Genomic DNA, 20724 nt, shown 5'->3' with positions numbered 1-20724 from the left:
CGGCCAGCCTAATCGCCTGCCGGCCCGGGCGAGCAGGGTGAGGTGGACCACCCCGCCCTGGCCTACTCGTCGGTACTGAGTACCGTCATCATGAAACCAAGTACCGGAGGGATGGGTGAGGCACGTGGAGCTCGTCGGCGTGGTCGGCTGCGGCCAGATGGGGGCGGGGATCGCCGAGGTGTGCGCCCGGGCCGGGCTGGACGTCGTGGCGGTCGAATCGAGCCGGGCGGCCGCCGACGCGGGCCGGGCGCGGCTCGAGGCTTCGCTGGCCAGGGCCGAGCGCAAGGGGAAGATCGCGTCCGCGGCCGACGTGCTGGAGCGGATCCGGATCACCGAGGACCTCGACGACCTGGCCGACCGCACGCTCGTCGTCGAGGCGATCGTGGAGAACGAAGCGGTCAAGGCGGAGCTGTTCGGGAAGCTGGACAAGATCGTCACCGCGCCGGACGCGGTGCTGGCGTCCAACACGTCCTCGATCCCGATCATGAAGCTCGGCACCGCGACCCAGCGGCCGGCGCAGGTGCTCGGCATCCACTTCTTCAACCCGGTCCCGGTGTTGCCGCTGGTCGAGCTGGTGCCGAGCCTGCTCACCGGCGACGAGACCACCGACCGCGCGCGGAAGTTCGCCGAGGAGACGCTGGGCAAGCACGCGATCCTGTGCCAGGACCGCGCCGGGTTCGTGGTGAACGCGCTGCTGATCCCGTTCATCCTCGCCGCCGTGCGCATGCTGGAGTCGGGCTTCGCGACGAAGGAAGCGATCGACGAGGGCCTCGTGCGCGGCGCCGCGCACCCGCAGGGCCCGCTCGCACTGGCCGACCTGATCGGGCTCGACACCACGAAGGCGGTCGCGGAATCGCTGTACGAGGAGTTCAAGGAGTCGCTGTACGCGCCGCCGCCGCTGCTGGCCCGGATGGTCGACGCGGGCCTGCTGGGCCGCAAGACCGGCCGCGGCTTCTACACCTACTGAGTTCCGGCGAGGAGATCCCGATGAGCTTCGACCTGTTCAAAATCAACGAAGACCACGAAGCGATCCGCGAGGCCGTCCGCGCGGTCGCCGAAGAGCAGATCGCCCCGCACGCCGCGGAGGCCGACGAGCGCGAGGAATTCCCCAAGGCGTCCTACGACGCACTGGTCGCGTCGGACTTCCACGCCCCGCACGTGCCGGAGCAGTACGGCGGCGCCGGTGCCGACGCGCTGGCCACCTGCATCGTGATCGAGGAAGTGGCGCGAGTGTGCGCGTCGTCCTCGCTCATTCCCGCGGTGAACAAACTCGGCAGCCTGCCGCTGATCCTGGCCGCGAACGAGGACGTCAAGGCGAAGTACCTGCCGCCGCTGGCCTCGGGCGAGGCCGGATTCTCGTATGGACTGTCCGAACGCGACGCAGGTTCCGACACCGCCTCGATGCGTTGCCGCGCCACCCCTTCCGGCGATGACTGGATCCTTAATGGACAGAAGTCGTGGATCACCAACGCCGGTGTGTCGGAGTACTACACGGTTCTGGCGGTAACCGACCCGGACGGCCGCCGCGGCGCCAACGTGAGCGCGTTCGTGGTGGAAAAGTCCGACGCTGGCTTTTCTTTCGGTGCCAAGGAAAAGAAACTGGGTGTCAAGGGCTCGCCGACGCGTGAGCTGCTGTTCGACCAGGTGCGCATCCCCGGCGACCGAATGGTCGGCGAGCCGGGCCAGGGCCTGAAGATCGCCCTGCGGACGCTTGACCACACCCGCGTGACGATCGCCGCGCAGGCCGTCGGGATTGCCCAGGGCGCGCTGGACCACGCGCTGGCGTACGTCAAGGAGCGCAAGCAGTTCGGCAAGCACATCGCGGATTTCCAGGGCATCCAGTTCATGCTGGCGGACATGGCGATGGCAGTGGAGACGGCGCGCCAGATGGTGTACACCGCGGCCGCGAAGTCCGAACGCGGTGACGCTGACCTGTCGTTCTTCGGCGCGGCGGCGAAGTGCCACGCGTCGGACGTGGCGATGAGCGTGACTACGGATGCGGTCCAGTTGCTGGGTGGTTATGGGTACACGCGGGACTTCCCGCTGGAGCGGATGATGCGGGACGCGAAGATCACCCAGATCTACGAGGGCACGAACCAGATCCAGCGGCTGGTGATGGCTCGGCAGCTGTTGAAGGGCTGAGGTTTCCGGTTTGGGGAAGCGGCACCGTCGAGATCGGCGGTGCCGTTTTCGCGTCTGGCGGATCAGGACCCAGCCTTGTGCTGCCGATCATGCCGCCGCTGCGCCTTCACCACATCAACCGTCCGCGCACCAACCCAATCCAACAGTCCCTGCAGCGGCGTCGCCAACTCCTGCCCAAGCTCGGTGAGCGAGTACGTCACCTTCGGCGGCGTAGCGGGCTCAACCGCGCGGTGGATCAATCCATCCCGGGTGAGGATGCGCAGGTTCTGCGAGAGCATCTTCTCGCTGATCCCGCCGATCGTGTCGCGCAGTTCGTAGAAGCGCGCCGGCCGGTCGCGCAGCGAGAGCAGGATCAGCGTTCCCCAGCGGCTGCACACGTGGTTGAGCACGTCCCGGCCGGGGCAGTCGCTGTTGAATGCGTCACCCGGGTCCGCGGCGGCTCGGCGTCCTGCCTCGATGCCTACTCCCATGCCGGGAGCTTACCTCGCGGTTCGTACTTACGAAAAGATAGCCCAAAACCTACGGTGAGCCTCACTGCCCTACGAGGAGGTACTCCCGTGTCCAAGACTCTGGTGATCGGCGCTACCGGCAACGTCGGCCGTCAGGTGGTTGTTCAGTTGACCGAGCGCGGTCTTCCGGCGCGCGCGTTGGCTCGGCGGCCGGAACAAGCCAATCCGCCCAGCGGCGTTGAGGTCGTTCCCGGCGATCTGTCTGATGTGGACAGTCTGCGTGCCGCATTGCGGGGCGTGGACTCGGTATTCTTGATGTGGCCGTTGATTTCCGGCGATCCGGCTCAAGAGATCGCGGACACGATCGCCGGAAGTGCGCGGCGGTTGGTGCTGTTGTCGTCGGCTGCGGCGCGCAATGACTCGGACGACGCGATCAGTCAGGTCCATCGCGCGGTGGAGAAGGCGATCGAGCGCACGAGTCTGGAGTGGACGTTCCTTCAACCCCACGGCTTCGCGACCAACACGCTCGGCTGGGCGTCGCAGATTCGCGAGAACGGTGTCGTTCGCGGGGCGTACGGCTCGGTGTACTCGACGCTCATCCACGAGGCCGACATGGCGGCGGTCGCCGTGACCGCGCTGACTTCCGACGGGCATGTCGGCGCGAAGTACGACCTCACCGGTGCTGCGGCGCTCACGCAGGTCGAGCAGGTCCGGGTGATCGGGGAGGTGATCGGCCGCGAGACCCGCTGGGAGGAGGTGCCCCGGGAGGTCGCGCGCGAACTCCTGCTCGAGCGGATTCCGGCGAAGTACGCGGACGCCATGCTCGACGCGTTCGCTCGCTTGGCCGGTCGCGAACCTGACCGGCCGACGACGACGGTGGAGGACGTCACCGGGGTTCCGGCGCGGACTTTCGCCCAGTGGGTGGCCGATCACGCGGCCGAGTTCGCTCCGGCGGGGCGCTGAGGCAAGGGCCGCGTGCGCCGAGGGCGATCCGCGGCGGCGCGCGGCCGCGGGATCGACGAGGCCGGTCCGGCGGGCGTCGCGGTCCGGGGTCCGCAAGCCCGGTCGCACCCTGCTGCGGCGCGGGTTCAGCAATTGCTAATATTCGCAATTGCTGAACCCTTCCAGCTCGCCCGCGGGCGGGTCCGGACCGAAGGAGGCGCCCGTGAGCAAGCCGCTCTACCAGCTCAAAGCCGAGTTCTTCAAGACGCTCGGCCATCCGGCCCGGATCCGGGTGCTGGAGCTGCTGTCCCAGCGCGAGCACGCCGTCGCGGAGATGCTGCCCGAGGTCGGGATCGAACCGGCGAACCTGTCGCAGCAGCTGGCGGTCCTGCGCCGGATGGGGCTGGTCACCACGCGCAAGGAAGGGTCGAGCGTCTACTACTCGCTGATCAGCCCGCAGGTCGCGGAGCTGATGGCGGTGGCGCGCGAAATTCTCACCGGCGTGCTGTCCGGGCAGGTCGAACTGCTCGACGACCTGCGTACCGCGCAGGCCGGCAGCGCGCGGCCCGCGGAGCGCTGAGGTGCGCGGGACCTGGCGCGCCGGAGGTGCGCGGTGCTGAGACTGTGGCGCGCGATCCGCCGGACCGGGCGGGCCGCCGAACCCGCGCCGCCTCGGCCGGAGCCGTTGCCGCGGGCGCGTGAGCTGGGCGGTTCGGTCCAGTTGCGGCACGTGGACGCGGGATCGTGCAACGGCTGCGAGATCGAGATCGGTGCGGCGTTCGGCGCGGTCTACGACGCGGAACGGTACGGCGCGCGGCTGGTCGCGTCGCCGCGGCACGCGGACGGGCTGCTGGTCACCGGACCGGTCACGCGCAACATGACGGAGCCGTTGAAGCGCACGTACGAGGCCGTGCCGCGGCCGCGGACGGTCGTGGCGATCGGGGACTGCGCGCGGAACTGCGGCGTGTTCGCCGGTGCTTACGGCGTGACCGGCCCGGTGCGCGACGTCGTGCCGGTCGACCTCGAAGTGCCTGGCTGCCCGCCGAGGCCCGAGGCGATCGTCGAGGCGGTGCGAAAGCTGACGGGCCGGTGAACCTCGCGGCGACAGGGCTCGGGACGGCGGTGGCGAGCGGGACGGCGGCAGCGCTGGTGAGCCTCGTGACGCCCGCCAAGGCACGGACGCTCGTGTCCGGAATCGGCACGATGCTCGCGGGTGCGGCCGGGGTCGTGGCGGGCGCGGCGGCGCTCGCCGGGCAGACCGCGCACGCCAGTTTGCCTTGGCTGCTGCCGTTGTCCGGGTTTTCCCTCGATCTGGACCGGATGGGCGGGCTGTTCACGGCTGTCACCGGCGGAGTGGCGATCGCGGCGGGGCTGTACGGCATCGGTTACGCGCGAAACGGGCTGCGCGCCCGCACAGTGCAGGCCGTGCAGCCGCTGTTCGTGGTGGCGATGCTTTTCGTGCCCGCGGCGGCCTCGGTCGGCGCCTTCCTGGTGTGCTGGGAGCTGATGGCGGTCACGTCGCTGGTGCTGCTGCTGGCCGAGCACCGGCTGCGGCCCGCGGTCGCGTCGGCGGGCCGGTGGTACGCGGTCATGACGCACCTCGGGTTCGTGACTGTCCTCATCGGACTGCTCTGGTTCGCCGCGCTCGCGGGCGGCGACAGTTTCGCGGCGTTGCGCGCCGCTTCTCCGCCGCCGGCCGCGGCGAGTGCGATCTTCCTGCTCGTACTGGCCGGGTTCGGTTCGAAGGCCGGGATCGTGCCGCTGCACGCCTGGCTCCCGCGCGCGCATCCGGAGGCGCCGAGCCACGTGTCCGCGCTGATGTCGGCGGCGATGGTCAACCTCGGCGCGTACGGCGTGCTCCGCGTCGGGTTCGACCTCCTCGGCGGCGGCCCGCGCTGGTGGTGGGTCGTCGTGCTCGCGCTGGGCGCCGGCTCGGCGGGGTACGGGATCCTCCAGGCGGTGATGGCGTCGGATCTCAAGCGGCTGCTGGGATATTCGACCACGGAGAACCTCGGGCTGGTCTTCGCCGGGATCGGGGCGGCCGGGCTGCTCGCGTCCTCCGGCGCCCGCGTCGCGGCGGGGCTGGCGCTGGCCGCGGCGTTGCTGCACACCGTGGGGCACGCCGCGTTCAAGACGCTGTTGTTCCTCGCCGCCGGATCGGTCGTCCACGCGACCGGCACCGGCGACCTTGACGCGCTCGGCGGCCTGCGCACCCGGATGCCCTGGACCACTGGCCTGTTCGGGCTCGGCGCGCTGGCCGCCTCGGCGTTGCCGCCCGGCACGGCTTTCGTGTCCGAATGGTTGCTGCTGCAGGCTTTGGTGCACGGTCTCCCGGCGGCAGGAGTGGTCACCGCGGTCGCGATGCCGCTCACGATGGCCGCTGTCGCGCTCACCGCGGGCCTTGCGGTGGCGACGTTCGTCAAGGCGTTCGGCATCGGCTTCCTCGCGAAACCGCGCGGCGCCGCCGCGGAACGAGCGCACGAAAGCCCGGCGTCGATGCTCGTCGGCATGGGCCTCGCGGCGGTCGCGTGCGTGGTGCCCGCGCTGTTCCCGACGCTGGTGTTGCCCGCGATCGGCGCGGCGGCGGGCTTCGGCGATCCGGCCGCGCGCGACCTGCTCACCGTGCGGCTGAACGGTGTCGCGGGCACGGTTTCGCCGCTGCTGATCACCGGCGGCCTGCTCGGCGGCGCGCTGTTCGTGGTCGCGGCGGTGCGGATGCTCGCGTCGAACCGGGCGCGCCGGGAAGCACGGCTCTGGGACTGCGGCGGCGGTCCTGCGACGGCCAGGGCGGAGTACACCGCGACGTCGTTCGCTGAACCGCTGCAACGGGTTTTCGACAATGTGGTGCGCCCGGAGACCGATGTGGACGTCGGCCATTACGACGAAGCGCGCTACCTCGTGCGCCAGGTCGCTTACCGCCGAGAGGTGCCGGACCGGATCGAGCGAGTGCTGTACCGGCCGGTCCTCGCCGCGATAGCGACGTGGGGCCGCACCGGGCGGCGGCTGGCCACCGGCAGCGTGCACCGATACCTCGGCTACGGCTTCTCCGCGGTGGTTTTCGCGCTGATCCTGCTGGCGGTGACGCGATGACCGGGTTCGCCGCCGCCGGAGCGGTCGTGCAGACAGTGCTCGTGGTCGCCGGGGCGCCGGTGCTGACCGGCCTGATGCGGCAGGTCCGGGCCCGGCTGGAGGGACGCGCGGGCCCCGGAGTTCTCCAGCCGTGGCGTGACCTCCGGAAACTGTTGCGGCGCAAGGAATCGCTGACGCCGCGGGGCACTGGCCAGGTCTTCCGGACCGCGCCGGTCCTGCTGATGGCGACGACGCTGCTCGTCGCGTTCGCGGCCCCGTTCGTCACCACGGCGTCGGCGCTGCCGCCGGTGGCCGACCTCTTCGCGGTGGTCGCGCTGCTGGCGCTCGGCACGGTCGCGCTCGCGCTCGCCGCCCTCGACACCGGCACCGCGTTCGGCGGGATGGGCGCGAGCCGGGAGATCACCGTCATCGCGCTGGTCGAGCCGACGCTGCTGGTCGCGATCCTGGCGCTGTCCGCGCGGGCGGGCAGCACCGATCTCGCCGCGATCGTCTCGTCCACAGTGGACGATCCGGCGCGGGTCGGATCGCCGGTGAGCCTGCTGGCCGCGGTCGCGCTGGCGATCGTGGCGGTCGCGGAGACCGGGCGGCTGCCGGTCGACAACCCGGCGACGCACCTCGAGCTGACGATGGTGCACGAGGCGATGGTGCTGGAGTACGCCGGGCCGGACCTCGCGCTGGTCGAACTCGCGTCCTCGATGCGGCTGACGGTGTTCCTCGGCCTGCTGGCCAACCTGTTCGTGCCGTGGGGGATCGCGACGTCGGCGTCGCTGCCCGCGCTGCTCGTCGGTGCCGCGGCGTTCGCGGCGAAGGCCGGCCTGCTGGGCGCGGTGCTCGCGGCGGCCGAGGTGTTCTTCGCGAAGCTGCGGCTGTTCCGGGTTCCGGAGCTGCTGGCGGGCTCGTTCCTGCTCGCGCTGCTGGCGGTGGCGGCGTCCTTCGTCCTGCCGGGAGGGGTGTCGTGACCGAACTGCTCTACCTGGTCTGCGGGGTGTTCCTGCTGACCGCGGTGCTGGTGCTGTGGCGGCGCGAGCTTTCGGTGCTGGTGCGGGTGCTCGCGGTGCAGGGCTGCGCGCTGGCGGGCATGGCCGCGGTGCTCGCGGGCTCGGTCGAGGCCGGACTGACCGCGGCGGGGCTGCTGATCCTGCGCGCCGGTGTCCTCCCGTGGCTGGTCCGGCGAATGACCGCGCGCCAGGGCCCTGACCGGCGCGAGACGCGTCCGGTCGTGAACGTGACGGCTTCCCTGCTGTCGGCCGCCTTGCTGGCACTCGTCGCATACGCCGTGTCGCGTCCGCTCGTGGAACTCGATCCTTCTCCGGCCTCGGCGGCCGCGCCGGTCGGCCTGACCGTGGTCCTGATCGGGTTCTTCGTGCTGGTGACCCGGCGGCGGGCGGTGTCCCAGCTCGTCGGATTCCTCGTGCTGGACAACGGGATCACCGCGACCGGCCTGCTGCTCGGCGCGGATCCGGGGCTGCTCGTGGAAATCGGGGTGTCGCTGGACGTGCTGCTGGCGGTCCTCGTGCTCCAGATCCTGTCCGGCCGGATGCGGCAGCTCTTCGGCGGCACGGACCTCGGCGAGCTGCGGGAGTTGCGGGACTGATGGCGATCCTGGTCTTGGCGGTGCCCGCGGTGACGGCGCTGGGATTCCTGGTGCCCGCGTGGCGGCGCGGAATGCTGTGGGCCGGCGCGGCGAGCGCGCTCGTGAGCCTCGCGGCGGCGATCGCGCTGGCCACGACAGTGGTGCGGACCGGTCCGGTCACCGCGCTGGGCGGGCTGCTTCGGGCCGACGCGTTGTCGGCGTTCCTGCTGGTGGTGATCAGCGCGGTCGCGGTTCCGGCGACGCTGGCGACGCCGGGGCATTTCGCGGCCGAACGGGCGGCGGGCCGCGCGACCGCGCGCACGGCGGCCAGGCACGGCCTGCTGGTCCACCTGTTCCTCGCCGCGATGACGCTCGCCGTCCTCGCCGCCAACCTCGGCCTGCTGTGGGTGTCGATCGAAGCGACGACGGTCGTGACCGCGTTCCTCGTCGGCCAGAGCCGCACCCGGACCGCGGTCGAGGCGGCGTGGAAGTACGTGGTGATCTGCTCGGCCGGGCTCGCGCTGGCGCTGCTGGGCACGCTGCTGCTCGGATACGCGTCCGGACACGCCGGGGGCGGCCTCGACCTGGCCGGCCTCGCTGCCGGAGCGGGCGGCCTCGACAGCGGCGTCACCCGGATCGCGGTCACCCTGCTGGTGCTCGGATTCGGGGCGAAGGCGGGGCTGGCTCCATTGCACGCCTGGCTCCCGGACGCCCATTCGCAGGCACCCGCGCCGGTTTCGGCGTTGATGTCCGGGGTGCTGCTCGCCGTCGCGTTCTACGCCGTGCTCCGGGTGAAGGTGGTCGCCGACGCCGCGCTCGGCGCCGGGTTCGCCCGCGGCCTGCTGACCGTGATGGCGCTCGCGTCGCTCCTCGTGGCCGCGACTTTGCTGCTCGCGCAACGCGATTACAAGCGGATGCTGGCCTATTCCAGCATCGAGCACCTCGGGCTGGTGTCGTTCGGCGCGGCGGTCGGCGGTCCGGTCGCGACGGCGGCGGTGCTGGTGCACGTGCTCGGCCACGGCCTGGTCAAGGCGGTGCTGTTCCTGGGCGCGGGCCGGGTCGCGCAGGGGACCGGCACGAGCCGGATCGACCGGGTGCGCGGGCTCGCCGCGCGCGGGCCGGTGCTCGCCGGCTGTCTCGGCGCCGGGGTGCTGGCGCTGGCCGGGATGCCGCCGTTCAGCCTGTTCGCGAGCGAACTGGGGCTCGCCCGCGCCGGTTTCGCCGGCGGTCTCGGCTGGGCGACGGCGATCGTGCTGGTCCTGGTGCTGGTGGTCGCGGCGGCGCTGGCCGGGCACACGACGCGGATGCTGCTGGGCGAACCGCCCGGCGGCCCCGGTGCGGCGCGTGCCCCGGTGGCGGTGCCGCGGGCGACGCGGCTCGCGCTGGCGGTCCCGCTTGTCGCCGCGGCGGTGCTCGGGTTCTGGACCGGTCCGCTGGCGTCGTTGCTGCACGCGGCGGCGCTCGCCGGGGGAGGGGGCTCGTGAACGTACGGGAATTGGCTCCTGCGGAGCTGCCCGCGGCGGCGGAATCGTTGCTGGCAGAGGGTTTCCGCGTCGCACTTGTGTCCGGGCACGACGACGGCGACCGGCTGCGCGCGGTGTATCTGTTCCTGGCCGGAGGCGACCGCCGGGCCGAAGTGCACGTGCGGCTCCCGGCAGCCGACCCGAGGCTGCCGAGCCTGGCCCGGTTGTCGTTCCCGGCGGGCCGGTTCGAGCGCGAGATGCGGGACCTGTTCGGCATCGTGCCCGAAGACCACCCGCTGCCGCGCCGGCTGGTCCGGCATTTCCACTGGCCGCGCGGCTGGTACCCGATGCGGGCCGGGGCCGGTGCGCCGCCGGAGTTCGGCGAGGTCGCCGGGCCGTATCCGTTCCGCGCGGTGGAAGGGGCCGGGGTGTCGGAGATCCCGGTCGGGCCGGTGCACGCCGGGCTGATCGAACCGGGCCACTTCCGGTTTTCCGTTTCGGGCGAGACGATCCTGAACCTCAAGGCCCGGCTGTGGTTCGTCCACAAGGGACTGGAAGCGCTGTTCGCCGGCCGGACGCCCGACGCCGGGATCGAGCTGGCCGAACGGATCAGCGGCGACACCGCGGTCGGGCACGCACTGGCCTATTGCCTCGCCGTGGAAGACGCGCAGGGCCGGGCGGTGTCCGCGGACGCCGCGCGGGTCAGGGCGGTTCTGCTGGAGCTGGAACGGATCCACAACCACGTGGCCGATCTCGGCGCGCTGTGCAACGACGTCGGGCACTCGGTGCTGAACTCGCACGCGCAGACGGTGCGGGAGAAGCTGTTGCGGCACAACGAAGAAGTCACCGGACATCGGCTCCTGCGCGGTGGCGTCCGGCTCGGCGGGGCCCGGCTCGCCCGGCTGCCGGACACCGCGAAAGTGCGGGCACTGGCCGCCGAAGCCGGGGAGATCGCCGCGCTGGCGCTCGACCATTCCGTGGTCCGCGACCGATTCGCGGGCACGGCGGTGCTTTCGCCGCGGCAGGCGGCGGACCTCGGGACGCTCGGGTACGTCGCGCGGGCGAGCGGCCTCCGGAGAGACGCGCGATACGAGCACCCGTTCCTCGACCTCGGCGAACCGGTGCGGCATTCGCGGACCGACGGCGACGTCCTGTCCCGGTTCCTGGTGCGGGCAGAGGAAATCAGCCATTCGGCGGCGCTCGTGGAGCGGCTGACCGGATCGCTGGGCAGCCGGTCGGAGACACCGGATCCCGCCGGTTCGGGGTCCGGGGCCGGGGTGGCCGAGGGCTGGCGCGGCACGATCGTGCACCGCGTCGAACTCTCCTGCGGAGTGCTGCGCCGCGTCAAAGCCGTCGACCCGAGCTTCTTCAACTGGCCCGCGCTGCCGGTGGCCCTCGTGGACACGATCGTCCCGGATTTCCCGCTCGCCAACAAGAGTTTCAACCTCTCGTACGCGGGCAACGACCTGTGAAGCCATCAACCGGAGGCGGCATGCCGAGTGAATTCGTGCGGGAACTGAAGCGGGGCATCGCGGCGGCGCGCCAGGCGCTGGAGACTGCGGGAGAGGACGAGGCCGACAGCCACCGCGCGCGACTGGCGGAGCTGCGGGAAATCGCACGGCACAACGGAGTCGACCTCGACGGCCCGGACGCGGGCGAGACCGGCCGGTGAACGGGCTGCGGGCCGGGCTGGCGGTGGTCGGGGACAGCGCTCCGGACGAGCCGGAGCCGTCGCTGGCGCTGCTGCGCGCCGACGCGGAGGCGATCCGGGAGCACACCGGAGTGCCCGCGTCGGCGTTCGCGGTGCGGTCGCGGAACGCGGGCGAGTTGTCGGCCGCGCTGCGGTCGTTGCCGAGCGACGTCGAAGCGGTGTACCTGACCGGGACGGATCCGGCGAAAGCCCGTGCGGCGCAACGGGACATCGCCGCGGGCGGCGGAGTGCCGGTGATCACCGAGGAGGAAACCTCGAGCATCGCGCTGGCCGCCGCGGTGCTGATCCGGTCGCGCCGGCTGCGCGTCGCGCCGTTCGCCGCGAAAGTGGTGGTGGCGGGCTCGGACACGATGCCGTTGCTGGTGCCGCTGCTGGTCGCGTCCGGGGTGGGGGAGGTCGTGGCCTGGCGGCGTGCCGACGCGGCCGGGTATCCGCTGGCCGAGGTCGCGCGAAACGCGACTGTGGTGGTCGACGCGGAGGGAGGCCTCGGCGGGTCGCTGCCGGTGGCGCCGGATCGAAGCGCGGGTCTGCTGCCGCTGGCCGGACTGTTCGCCGCGGCCCGGCGGGGGCTGGTCGCGCGGCCGGTGAACGATCCGCTGTACCAGCTGGACGTGCACCGGGCGTGCGCGCACGCGTTGACGACGCTGACGCCGGTGGATCGGCTGCTGCCGGAACTGTCGGATCCGGATTTGGCGGCGCGGGTGTCCGACGCGATCGAGGAGGCGTTGCGGCCTCCTCGGAAGCGTTAGACGGTGTCCTCGAGACTGAGCCGGTCGGACTGGAGTTGCGGGGGCCGGTAGGGCGCGCCGTTGAGGGTGGTGCCGTCGAAGCCGATGTGGCCGTCGAAGTTGGCGTTTTCGAAGGTGGTGTAGTTCGTGAAGCTCACCTGGTCGAACCACGCCTCCTTCCCGAACCGGGCGCGGTCGAAGTACGCGCTCTGGGTCGCGGCCTCGTCGTCGAACACCGGTGCGGTCATGAAACCGGCACCGTCGAACCTCGCGCTGCGTTCGAATTCCGCACCGCTGAAACGGGCGACCCCGCGGAGGAGCGCATGGTCGAATCGCGCGGCTTGCTCGAATTTCGCGTGGCGGAACATGATGGTCCCGACAAATTCGGTGTCCTCGAAGCGTGCTTCGCCACGGAAGACGGTGTGCCCGAGATCGGCGCTGCCGGAGAAGGTGGCTCGGACGAACCAGGCGTCGTTCTCGAAGACAGCGTCGTCGAAGCGAGTCGTGCCGGTGAACGTGACCTCGTGAAACCAGGCGTCGCCGATGAACCGGGCGCCGGCGAAGCGGGCGTTGTGCAACGCGGCGCTGTTCAAAGTGAAGTCGAACAACACGGCACCCGAAAGATCGAGTTCCACGCCGCTCCAGAACAGTTCCTGCGGGGTATCGGGAATGAGGTGCTGGACCAGCAGCCGTTGCGCGGTGAGCCGGACCTCGCGTTCCTGTCGCGGTTGCGGGTCGGCGCTGTCGACCGGAAGGTCGTACGGCATCCGCAGATAGGCGCTCAGCACGTTGGCGATCGTCGGGCGCAGCCGCGGGTTTTCCTGGGCCAAGCGGTCGAGCGCGTACAGTCCGGCCAGCCGCACCGGAGCCTTTCCGGCTCCGAGTTGCTCGACGACCTTGAGATAAAGCTCGTTGATCCGCCGTTCGGTCGCGTCGTGGCGGGCGTCGTCGTTCGCCTGCTCGCGCAAGCGCAATTCCGCGCGTTTGGTCGCGAGGTCTCGTTCGGCGGTTTGCTGACGACGAGCGGCGAGCAGGAGCGCCAGCGCACCGCCGGTGCCGACCACGATCGTGCCCACGGTCCGGATGCCGTCCAGCCGGATGCGGTCCGCTTCGGTGCCGTGCCCGTACCAGGCGAAGAGAATCCAGCACGCGCCCGCCGCGACCGCGGCCACTGCCACCGCGCAGACCAGGATCGTCCGGCTGGAGAGGACGCCGTCGGTGCGGGAGTCGTTCGGGACAGGGCCGGCCATTCCTCCATGATCAGCCTTCAGCCGGCGGAAGAAAGCGGCAATCGGGGTGGAACCCGCTCCGCCGTCCGGATGGTTCGCGAGACCCCGGAACGACTCAGCGGTCGTAATACGTGGTCGGCCCCTCCGGCCACTGCCGCGTAGGAGGCGGCGGCTGCTGCTCCGCCCGGCTGCTCCGCTTCCTCCGGTGCAACGTCCGCGCACTGGCCGCCATGCTGCTCACCAACGAAGCGATCACCAGCCCGATCACCAGGTTGATCGCCGCCGTGGCGATCTTCGCCTCCATGCCCACCGTCAGGGTGAGCGGCAGGACCACCGCGATGGCCGTGACCAGCACCATGATCCAGCCGAAGAACTGGCCCGGCGCAGGGGTCGCCACGCTCAGCAAGTGCATCAAGCCTGTCGCCAGCAGCGCGACAGCGGCGGCGGAGATCGCGTACGTCGGCGTGCTCGCCTTGCCCCACAGGCCGTCGCCCTTAGGCGCGAGGACGGGCACGTCGAAGATGCCTCGCGCGATCAGCAGGCCCACCACCGCCACGAGCGCCGCGACTACCGCGGTGGCCACACCGCCCGCCCACAGCCTCGCCGCGTCGATGCCTGGCCGGGTGTCCTCCCCGTAATTGCCGGGGTACTGCTGAACCATCGGGCAGTCCTTCCCTCGCACAAGCGGTCGCTGTCGATTGTCGCCCTACTGAGGCTGTTCCGCCGGATCGGCGGATTTCGCCAGCGAACGCAACCGGAATGACAGGACCACGAGGGTTACCCCGTAAATCACCGCGTAAATCCCGATCAGCAGGGCGACGCCGAACGCGCCCGCGATCGGGTGGAACAGCACGAGCACCCCGGCGATCACCGAAAGCGCGCCCGCCACGATCAGAAACGCTTCGCCGGTGATCTGCTTGCGCAGCCGGATCGCGGCGACGATTTCCATGATCCCGGTGACCACCGCCCACGCCCCGACGAGCGTCGCCAGCACCAGCACGGTCACCCCGGGCCACACCAGCGTCATGATCCCGGCGACCAGGCCCAGCACACCGAGCAGCGCGTACGCGATCCGGTGCGCGCCGTCGCCCGGCCGGAACGCCTGCATGATCGCGCCGACCGCGTCGATCAGCACGTAGATCCCGAACAGGAAAGCCAGCGCCAGCACGGTGATCCCCGGCCACACCAGCGCCAGCACGCCGAACAGGACGCCCAGGATCCCGCGGGTGAGCACGAGCGGCCACGCGCGCCGCGGGTCGAGCACCGCGAAGCCGAGGACGGGCGGAATGGGCGTGGACATGGATTGCCTCCCGGGGTGTCGTGCTGACCTGGCGAAACGGTAGCCGGAGCTGGGCGGCGTCGCCGGGACCTCACCCGATCGAGGGCGTTACCAGTCCACGGTCAATCCGGCCAGCCGCCACGTTCCCGGGTCGGGTACCCGCTTCGCGTCGAGGACACGCAGTCCGGCGAACCGGTCGAGCAACGCGGTCAGCGCCACCTCCGCCTGCACCCGCGCGAACGACGCGCCGAGGCAGAAATGCGGCCCGTGCGCGAAACCGAGGTGCGCGCCTGCCGAGCGGCGCACGTCGAAGCGGTCCGGATCGGCGAAGACGCGCGGGTCCCGGTTCGCCGCCGCGATCGACGCGGTCACCGGCTCGCCCTCGCGGATCCGCACGCCGCACAAGTCCAGATCTTCGGTGGCCCGCCGGGGAATCGTCAGCAGCTGCGAACCGCACCAGCGCATCAATTCCTCGACCGCGCCCGGCCACAGTTCCGGTTCCGTGCGCAGCAGTTCGAGCTGATCCGGGTGCGCCAGCAGGGTTTCCACGGAATTGGCGATGAAATTGGCCGGCGTCTGCCCGGCCAAGACGAGCTGCCAGACGAGCGCGACGGCTTCCGTTTCCGTCAGTCCCGCATTCGTCAGATGCGCCAGCATCGCGCTGTCCGGATGCGCGACCAACGTCCGCGAACTGTCGATGATGCCGGGCACGGCGGTGGCGAATTCGTCGCCGGACACCTGGACGACCGCCGCGCCGTACTCGTGCCAGCGCGGCCGCTGCGCCTCCGGCACGCCGACGAGCGCGCAGATGACCTCCATCGGCAGCGGCTGGGCGAAGTCGGTCAGCAGGTCGACCGGGCCTTCCGCGGGCAGCGCGCCCAGATATCGGGCGACGATTTTCTCGATCTCCGGACGGAAATCCAGCGCGCGACGGGCGGCAAAGGCGGGCGTGGCCAGCCTGCGCAGCCGGGCGTGCTCGGCTCCTTCCATTTCCTGCATGGTGCGCAGGTAAGGACGGCAGTGCTCAGGCACGTCCGGACGCTGGTAGCTGGCCTCGCTCAAGGCGAACCGCTGGTCGGTGAGCATCGCGCGGGCTTCGGCGTGCCGCGTCAGGACCCACATCGGCGGGATGCCGGGGCCGGTCAGCTTGGCGAGCGGGCCCTGCTCGCGGGCGGCGCCGCAGGTCGTGAACGGGTCGCTCGTGACGGCCGGATCGGTCAGGTCGAGTTCGGGAACGGGGGACACCGAGAACCTCCAGATGGGCAATTCAGATGATCTCATCATATGAATGGTGGCGGTATCTTGGCAAGGAAGCGGACCGGGAGGACTCACGATGGCGCGGCTGACCAGGGCGCAGACGCAGGAGCGCAACCGGGCGAAGGTGCTGGCCGCCGCCCGCGACGAGTTCACCGAGCGCGGGTTCCGCGACGCCAAGATCGACGTGATCGCCGAGCGCGCCGAGCTGACCCGCGGCGCGGTCTACTCCAACTTCCCCGGCAAACGCGCGCTCTATTTCGCCGTGCTCGCGGCCGAAGCGGAGCGGTTCGCCGCCCAGCCGCCGGAGCCGGATCCCGGCCTCACGCCCGCCGAAGCACTCGGCGCGTTCGCCCGCGCGTGGGTCGCGCGGCTGCCGCTCGCCACCGACCCGGACGCGCGCCTCGGCGTCGATCTGCTGCCGGAAATCCTCGCCGACGAACTCACCCACCGGCCGTACGCGCAGTTGCTGCGCTTCGACGCGATCGTCCTCGGCATGGTGCTGGAACGGCTTTCGCCGTCGTCGGGCAGGTTGGTGCGGGTGGCGGAAGCGGCACTGACGATGCTGCACGGCGCGAGTCAGCTCGCGGCCGCGGCACCCGGTTTCGGCGAGCCGTTCAACGTCGTGCGCGCGTGCGAAGCGTTGCCTGCGCTGGAGCTGAGCGACACCTGGCCGGAGCCGCCGATCGTGCCGCAATCGAGGGCGGCCGGGGAAATCTGGTCTCCGCCGGAGGTTTTCGACGCCTTGCGAGAGCGTCCGGCGCGGATCGACGGCGACGGAGTGGTCGCGGTGATCGGGCTGCACCGGCTGTCCGCGGTGGAGGAAGCCCTGCGCGCGGCGGGCGAGGTCACGCTCGTGGTGGTGACCGGTCAACCGGGGGAGTTGGTGCCGCTGGCCAATCTGGTGCTGGCGGATCTGCGCGGACTGCTGAAGCGCTCGTGTCCGGAATCGGCGTGGCCGAACGTGCGCGTGATCGTGGACGAAGCCGGTGCGGTGGCTGCCGCGGCAGGGGTTTCGGCGGTGAGCGACGCGACCGAGACCGCGATTCGGGTCCACAATGGACACATTCTGCTGCGCGCCGAGGGTTTCGGTGCCTGCCACGCCGCCGCTACCAGCTCCGTGCCTGCCGGATCCGAAAGTTGACCGACGTTTTCACCGTGTCCGGAGAACGAAACGGGAAAGGAAAACCGGCACGACCATCAGTGCGATGGCCGTCCAGGGCAGTGCGTCGGGTGCTGTGCCTAGCAGGACGCCGCCGATCAGCGCGCCGCCCGCGACGGCTCCGTTCCAGCTGGCGATGGTCAGCGACTGCGCGATGTCGGCGCGGCGTCCGGCCAGGACCGCGGTGACCGCTTGGAACGACGTCGGCGCACCGCCGAAAGCCAAGCCCCACAACGCACACGCGGCGAGCAGCAGCACCGGTTCGCGGCCGCCGAAGACCAGTATTCCGAAACAGCAGGCGATGCTGGCGGCGCAGCACATGAGTACGGCGCGGGGATGGCGGTCGAGGACGAGGCCGACCAGCCACAGCCCGGCCACCGTGGCGGCACCGAACAGCAACAGTCCGGCGCTCAACAGTACGAGATGTCCACGACCGGCGTAGAATGGTCCGAGATAGGTGTAGAACATGTTGTGCGCCAAGGAAAACGCGATCACCAGCAGCAATAGCGGGCGCAGCCCCGGCGTGCGCAGCACCGCGCGGAGACTCGTCCGGGCACCCGGTTCCTCGCCGGACAGCGGCGGAACCGCCGCCACGATCCACCACAGCAGCGGCACCGCGACGAGGGTCATTCCGGCGAACACCCAGCGCCAGCCGACGAGTTCGCCGAGGGCGGCGCCGGCCGGAACGCCGAGCGCGAAACCGACCGGCGTGCCCGCCATCGCGACGGCGAGCGCGCGGCCGGCGCGCTCCGCGGGCACGAGGCGCATGGCGTAGTTCGCCACGAGGGACCACAGGATCCCGGTGAGCGCCCCAGAGGCCACCCGCGCCGCGAGCACCAGCGCGAACCACGGGGACAGCGCGATCGCCAGGTTGGTCGCCACGAACCCGGCGACCAGCAGGAGCAGGAGTTTGCGGCGGGGCATCCGGGCCGACGCCGCGGTCAGCGGCAGCGCGGTGAGCGCGGTGGTGATCGCGTACACCGTCACCAGCTGTCCCGCGGCGGCGGGGGACACGCCGAGGTCGGCCGCGGCGGGGAGCAGGATCCCGGCCGGGACGATTTCGGTCAGGCAGCCGAGGAACACCGAGGCGGCGAGGGCCAGCAGGGCGGGGAGGGGGAGCGCGGTGCGGCCGGGCGGTGCCGTGACGTCCATGGCGGGGTCCTTGGGATCGTGGCGGCCCGGCCGCGCGGGTTGGGGGGTGAGCGGTAACGGGTTGGGCAGTGGGTTTGGTGGCCTGGCTGCGTGGGTTGGGTGGTGAGCGGTATCGGGTTGGGCAGTGGGTTTGGTGGCCTGGCTGCGTGGGTTGGGTGGTGAGCGGTATCGGGTTGGCAGTGGTTTTGGCGGCTCGGCCGGGCGGGTTGGGTGGTGAGCGGTAACGGATTGGGCAGCGGGTTTGGCGGCCCGCGGCGGTCATGCTGTCGCGGAGTGCGGCCGGACCGTACGTGCTTGGCGTCGTGATGCCCGGCCCGGCCGCGCGCGTTGTGCCGCAACGGGTTGTGCGATCCGTCGCTGACGGCGCCGGTCCTGCCGTTGCGGAGTGTGCGGTGCGGCCGGGCCGTGCCGTCCGGCGCGGGGTGGCCCGGCCGCGACCTGCTATGCGGTGTGCAGCAGCAGGTTGTGCGATCCCTCGCCGGGATCGACGACCTTGTCCTTCGTAGCCGCATCAGTCATGCCCTTGACCACCTGGTCCGGCGTGGCGTCCGGATGCGCGGAGAGGTACATCGCGGCCACCCCGGCGGCTTCCGCCGAAGCGATCGACGTCCCGGAGACCACGGTGGACGCGCAGTCGTCGGCGCTGTCCGCCGTCGGGATGTCCTTGCCTGGCGCGTAAAGGTCCACGCAGCTCCCGAAATTCGACGACGGCACCCGGTGGTCGGCCTGATCGGTGGCGCCCACGGTGATCCCGGTGGTCTGCCGGGCAGGCGTGATGTCGCAGGCGTTCACCCCGGCGCCGCCGGAACCGTTGCCCGCGGCGACGGTGTAGGCGAGGCCGTTCTGGGTCATCTTGTAGAGCTGGATGTCGAGAACCGTGCCGCTGGGGCCGGCGAAGCTGAGGTTCAGCAGGGCCGGACGTTGCGCGTTGAGGTTCACCCAGTCCAAAGCGGACAGAATCTCCTCGGACGTGCCCGTGCCGTCGCAACCGAGCGTGCGCACTGACTCGACCGAAGCTTCTTTCGCGACGCCAAAGTGGCGGCCCGCGATGGCGGCCGCGACTTGCGTGCCGTGGCCGTTGCAGTCCGAGCCGCTTTGGTCGTTGTCGGGATCGACCGCGTCGTACGCGGCGTGCGCGCGGCCGTCGAAGTCGTGGTGGCTGGTGCGCACCCCGGTGTCGAGCACGTAAACGTGGACATTGGCCGCGGTGTTCGGGTAGGTGTAGCTGCCGTCGAGCGGGAGGTCCGCCTGGTCGATCCGGTCCTGTCCCCACGAAGGCGGGTCGTCTTGCGTCCCGGCCGCGGTGTAGACCTGGTTGGCCCCGACCGTGGTGACCGCGGCGTCGGTGAGGTACTTGTCGTGCTGTTCCTTGGTCAGCGAAAGGGAAAACGCCTGCGAGACCGAGTAGTAGACCCGGCGCAGCGTGCCGCCGTACTTGGCGATCAGCGCGTTCGCGGCGGCGGTGACCTTGTCCTTGTCTTTGTCCATCGGCTTGAGCCGCACGATGTACACCGCGGTGTCGTCCGGCGAAGCGAAGGCCGTCGCGGGCAGCACACTGGCGGCGACCGTGAGCAGGGCCGCCAGCACGACGGCTTTCGGAGTGCGTTTCATGGTTATCCCTTCAGGAGACCGCCGCCGGGACCTCGGGGAGCCTCGGCGGCGGCCGTCGATGTCAGAGACCGTTCAGCCAGGTGCGCAGGTCGTCGGGGCCGCTGCCCTCGTCGAAGCCGACCACCCGGCTGCCCTTCTCCTGACCGCTGGCGACGTCGATCAGCGTCGGGATGTACTCGATGCCGTACTTGTCGGCGATGTCCTTGTTCTGGCCCTGCTCGCTCAGGTCCACCTTCGCCCAGATCCACTTGCCGTTGTCGGCGGCGTGGTATTTCTCCAGGTAGGGAGCCATCTTCTGACAGGGACCGCACCAGCTGGCGTAGAAGTCCAGCACCACCGGCTTGGTCTTGGACATCTCCATCACCTGGTCGTAGTTGGCCGAGGTGACGTCGATGACGGTCTCGTCCTGCGGGGCCAGCGAAACGTAGGACGCCGGGGCGGCGCTAGCCGGAGTCGCCGCGGCGCCGCCGAGGACTCCCGCCGCGATCGCCGTGACGGCCGCGAACATCCGGATTCTGGTTCCCATGTTCTTCTCCTCTATTCGGGGTGGTTGACCGGCACCGGCGCCGGGCGCGCCGGGGCTTCGGGGGCGGGGCCGGTTTCGGTGGGATGGCCGGCTTCGACCCAGTCTTCGATTCCTTCGCGGTACTTGCGGACGTCGGCGTACCCGAGTTCCAGCAGCCGGGCCCCGACGAATTCGCTGTTGCGGCAAGGGGTGTTGGCGCAGTAGACGACGATCGCCGCGGTCTTGTCCGGGACCACCCTCGGCGCGTGCTCGTCGGTGAACCGCGCGGCCTGCTCGTAGGGAAAGCCCGGGATGTTGCGGGCGCCGGGAAGGTGTTCGCGGGCGTAGTAGTCCGGCGGCATGGTGTCGACGACGATCACCGTGCCCTCGTCCATCGCGGTTTTCAGCTCTTCGCGGCCGATCAGCGGCAGCAT

The 20724-nt window shown here is 70.9% G+C and carries 22 protein-coding genes; 13 read left to right on the top strand and 9 right to left on the bottom strand.

Annotated features, from left to right (window positions below):
• The first annotated feature begins 115 nt into the window (after positions 1–115).
• Together AB5I40_RS11325 and AB5I40_RS11320 are read left to right on the top strand one after the other, a co-directional pair.
• Positions 116–967: a 3-hydroxybutyryl-CoA dehydrogenase gene (locus AB5I40_RS11325; RefSeq protein ID WP_370938438.1), complete on the top strand. Its 852-nt coding sequence runs from the start codon at positions 116–118 to the stop codon at positions 965–967.
• A 20-nt stretch (positions 968–987) separates the two neighbouring features.
• Entirely contained in the window at positions 988–2142 is a 1155-nt protein-coding gene (locus tag AB5I40_RS11320; RefSeq protein ID WP_354744570.1) for an acyl-CoA dehydrogenase family protein, read from the top strand.
• 62 nt (positions 2143–2204) lie between these two features.
• Here the strand turns inward: AB5I40_RS11320 and AB5I40_RS11315 are convergent, their stop codons facing one another.
• The gene (locus AB5I40_RS11315; protein ID WP_370938437.1) at positions 2205–2612 is read right to left on the bottom strand and encodes a winged helix-turn-helix transcriptional regulator; all 408 of its coding nucleotides are present in this window, start codon (positions 2610–2612) and stop codon (positions 2205–2207) included.
• 87 nt (positions 2613–2699) lie between these two features.
• Here AB5I40_RS11315 and AB5I40_RS11310 point away from each other — a divergent pair, with 87 nt between their 5' ends.
• The 10 genes from AB5I40_RS11310 to AB5I40_RS11265 all read left to right on the top strand — a co-directional run bounded on the left by AB5I40_RS11310 (position 2700) and on the right by AB5I40_RS11265 (position 12119).
• Positions 2700–3554: an NAD(P)H-binding protein gene (locus AB5I40_RS11310; protein ID WP_370938436.1), complete on the top strand. Its 855-nt coding sequence runs from the start codon at positions 2700–2702 to the stop codon at positions 3552–3554.
• 202 nt (positions 3555–3756) lie between these two features.
• Entirely contained in the window at positions 3757–4113 is a 357-nt protein-coding gene (locus tag AB5I40_RS11305) for an ArsR/SmtB family transcription factor (protein WP_370938435.1), read from the top strand.
• Positions 4114–4146: 33 nt separating this feature from the next.
• Positions 4147–4626 carry an NADH-quinone oxidoreductase subunit B family protein gene (locus AB5I40_RS11300; protein WP_370938434.1) on the top strand — a complete coding sequence of 160 codons (480 nt, stop codon included), beginning with the start codon at positions 4147–4149 and terminating at the stop codon, positions 4624–4626.
• On the top strand, positions 4623–6623 hold the full coding sequence (locus AB5I40_RS11295; RefSeq protein WP_370938433.1) for a proton-conducting transporter membrane subunit: 2001 nt from the start codon (positions 4623–4625) through the stop codon (positions 6621–6623). The genes AB5I40_RS11300 and AB5I40_RS11295 overlap by 4 nt, the downstream gene beginning before the upstream one ends.
• Complete coding sequence (locus tag AB5I40_RS11290; RefSeq protein WP_370938431.1) at positions 6620–7582, top strand: respiratory chain complex I subunit 1 family protein; 963 nt, start codon at positions 6620–6622, stop codon at positions 7580–7582. Before AB5I40_RS11295 ends, AB5I40_RS11290 begins: the two co-directional genes overlap by 4 nt.
• Entirely contained in the window at positions 7579–8217 is a 639-nt protein-coding gene (locus tag AB5I40_RS11285) for a hypothetical protein (RefSeq protein WP_370938430.1), read from the top strand. The genes AB5I40_RS11290 and AB5I40_RS11285 overlap by 4 nt, the downstream gene beginning before the upstream one ends.
• Positions 8217–9680: a proton-conducting transporter membrane subunit gene (locus AB5I40_RS11280; RefSeq protein ID WP_370938428.1), complete on the top strand. Its 1464-nt coding sequence runs from the start codon at positions 8217–8219 to the stop codon at positions 9678–9680. The genes AB5I40_RS11285 and AB5I40_RS11280 overlap by 1 nt, the downstream gene beginning before the upstream one ends.
• A complete protein-coding gene (locus tag AB5I40_RS11275) occupies positions 9677–11131 on the top strand; it encodes an NADH-quinone oxidoreductase subunit C (RefSeq protein ID WP_370938427.1) in 1455 nt (484 codons plus the stop codon). The genes AB5I40_RS11280 and AB5I40_RS11275 overlap by 4 nt, the downstream gene beginning before the upstream one ends.
• A gap of 20 nt (positions 11132–11151) precedes the next feature.
• Positions 11152–11331 (top strand): hypothetical protein, encoded by a 180-nt coding sequence (locus AB5I40_RS11270; RefSeq protein WP_370938426.1) that lies wholly within the window; start codon positions 11152–11154, stop codon positions 11329–11331.
• Entirely contained in the window at positions 11328–12119 is a 792-nt protein-coding gene (locus tag AB5I40_RS11265; RefSeq protein ID WP_370938425.1) for a hypothetical protein, read from the top strand. Before AB5I40_RS11270 ends, AB5I40_RS11265 begins: the two co-directional genes overlap by 4 nt.
• On the opposite strand, the gene AB5I40_RS11260 is transcribed toward AB5I40_RS11265, so the two are convergent.
• From AB5I40_RS11260 to AB5I40_RS11245, 4 genes are all read right to left on the bottom strand, one after another.
• Positions 12116–13348, bottom strand: coding sequence for a pentapeptide repeat-containing protein (locus AB5I40_RS11260; RefSeq protein WP_370938424.1), 1233 nt, complete (start codon positions 13346–13348; stop codon positions 12116–12118). The genes AB5I40_RS11265 and AB5I40_RS11260 overlap by 4 nt on opposite strands.
• 94 nt (positions 13349–13442) lie before the next feature.
• The gene (locus tag AB5I40_RS11255) at positions 13443–13988 is read right to left on the bottom strand and encodes a DUF6069 family protein (protein WP_370938423.1); all 546 of its coding nucleotides are present in this window, start codon (positions 13986–13988) and stop codon (positions 13443–13445) included.
• A gap of 45 nt (positions 13989–14033) precedes the next feature.
• A complete protein-coding gene (locus AB5I40_RS11250; protein ID WP_370938422.1) occupies positions 14034–14627 on the bottom strand; it encodes an HdeD family acid-resistance protein in 594 nt (197 codons plus the stop codon).
• A gap of 87 nt (positions 14628–14714) precedes the next feature.
• A complete protein-coding gene (locus AB5I40_RS11245; RefSeq protein ID WP_370938421.1) occupies positions 14715–15851 on the bottom strand; it encodes a cytochrome P450 in 1137 nt (378 codons plus the stop codon).
• Between the two features lie 88 nt (positions 15852–15939).
• On the opposite strand from AB5I40_RS11245, the gene AB5I40_RS11240 reads away from it, so the two are divergent.
• Positions 15940–17004 (top strand): TetR/AcrR family transcriptional regulator, encoded by a 1065-nt coding sequence (locus tag AB5I40_RS11240; RefSeq protein WP_370938420.1) that lies wholly within the window; start codon positions 15940–15942, stop codon positions 17002–17004.
• Between the two features lie 9 nt (positions 17005–17013).
• Here AB5I40_RS11240 and AB5I40_RS11235 read toward each other — a convergent pair whose 3' ends face one another.
• The 4 genes from AB5I40_RS11235 to AB5I40_RS11220 form a co-directional block, all read right to left on the bottom strand.
• Positions 17014–18174, bottom strand: a complete 1161-nt coding sequence (locus tag AB5I40_RS11235; RefSeq protein WP_370938419.1) for an MFS transporter — start codon at positions 18172–18174, stop codon at positions 17014–17016.
• Positions 18175–18615: 441 nt separating this feature from the next.
• Positions 18616–19785: a S8 family peptidase gene (locus tag AB5I40_RS11230; protein WP_370938418.1), complete on the bottom strand. Its 1170-nt coding sequence runs from the start codon at positions 19783–19785 to the stop codon at positions 18616–18618.
• 61 nt (positions 19786–19846) lie between these two features.
• A complete protein-coding gene (locus AB5I40_RS11225) occupies positions 19847–20311 on the bottom strand; it encodes a thioredoxin family protein (protein WP_370938417.1) in 465 nt (154 codons plus the stop codon).
• A gap of 11 nt (positions 20312–20322) precedes the next feature.
• Entirely contained in the window at positions 20323–20724 is a 402-nt protein-coding gene (locus AB5I40_RS11220) for a rhodanese-like domain-containing protein (protein ID WP_244223542.1), read from the bottom strand.

Source organism: Amycolatopsis sp. cg13 (assembly GCF_041346965.1).
GTDB lineage: Bacteria > Actinomycetota > Actinomycetes > Mycobacteriales > Pseudonocardiaceae > Amycolatopsis.
Note: the sequence above shows the minus strand (reverse complement) of the source record. Positions and strands in the feature narration are given on the sequence as shown.